Raw genomic sequence first — 1,356 nt, 5'->3', positions numbered from 1 at the left:
ATATGTATTCAATGGTTGAGTTTGAATTTAAAAAAGATAAGGAAAAATATAAAGTTTTAGAGGACAAAGAATAGTATTTCTGCCAGAATAAAATCAATATTTTGTTATTTTTATGATTAATAAGTATTTTCTTTTGAAAGTTAGGTTTACCTTTTGGCTTTTCAATCCCTATACATAATGTAAGCATAAAATAATTGGGGATATTGAATGTGGGGGCTATTAACAGATAATAAGGGATTTCATATGTAGATTGGATCTGGAGTAGCTGCATCTACACGAAATAGGTTGTATTTCTCCGATACGATAAGAATTATATTTTTGAGTTGTATTATATGACGAATTGAGTTGTTACAGTTAAATTTGTAAATAATGTAGTAATGATTGTAAGATCAGCATTTAATTATGTTAATTTTAAAGAATTTAGAAGCTTCCGATGAGGAGGCTTTTTATTTTTTTGAATAAGAACAAACGTTCTTTTAAAAGGTGTGCATAGACGCGTAATTCTTTATTATCAGAGTTTGCAAAAAGAATATAAAAAAAGCCCTATTTTGGGCTCTAAATGCGATCTAATTGTTCATACAACTTTTCAGTTTCTTCGTCTAGCCAAGTATAAAGATATTTTAAATTTTGGCGTGCTTCTTTATATAAGCCTTCTCTTGCTAAATCTTCAAAAGAGGTCGGTGTAGCTTCGGTTTTTTCTAAATCAGTAATCTGATCGGTTTTATGAACCTGTTGTGTTTTGATATCCCAATAATAAAGAATATCCTTTTTAATCGCTAGTATTGGACCATTGAAAAGTTGGATATCACTATCAGGTAATGGGAATGGTAATTTCTTTTTACTGTAGAACTCTATAATAACTTCAGATTCATACAGAAGTATTTCAAAGTCTTTTGCTCGATTTTTAATCTTTTCTTCAATTTGCTTCAAGGCTTCTTGATAGCGATCATATTGAGTTGCAACTGGTTGTAAATGTAGGTTGGTATGCACGCATATTCACCCTTTCTATAAAATATGTATAAGTATATTTTTGCATAATAAGTTAAATAAATACATAAAAATATTCAGGAGTTTTGGGTGAAAAAAAGAGCGGTTCTTTTATGTAATTACCTTGTTATTATTTACCTTACATAAAAGAACCATAGTAATTAAAATTTGAATAATTTATTAATTTAACAAAGGAGTGAAGTAAATAATTATGAATTCACAATCAGAAGAAATTTATGAAAATATACCTCTAGATGAGCAGGATGCTTTATGGGATATAAAACAGGAACTTGCAGAAGTAGAAGAAAAGGCTACAAATTTAGCAAGAACTTTGAAAAATTCTAAATCTTATTCAACAAAGGTATATGT

1 protein-coding gene is annotated in these 1,356 nt (G+C 28.5%); it reads right to left on the bottom strand.

Annotation, left to right across the window (positions count from 1 at the left end):
• Nucleotides 1-555: 555 nt before the first annotated feature.
• On the bottom strand, nucleotides 556-990 hold the full coding sequence (locus QI30_RS18815) for a hypothetical protein (RefSeq protein ID WP_126992077.1): 435 nt from the start codon (nucleotides 988-990) through the stop codon (nucleotides 556-558).
• Nucleotides 991-1,356: the final 366 nt, after the last annotated feature.

It is taken from the genome of Candidatus Kurthia intestinigallinarum, from assembly GCF_003991225.1.
GTDB classification, from domain to species: Bacteria; Bacillota; Bacilli; order Bacillales_A; family Planococcaceae; genus Kurthia; species Kurthia populi.
The sequence above is the reverse complement of the archived record's forward strand: the minus strand, read 5'-3'. Positions and strand labels throughout refer to the sequence as shown.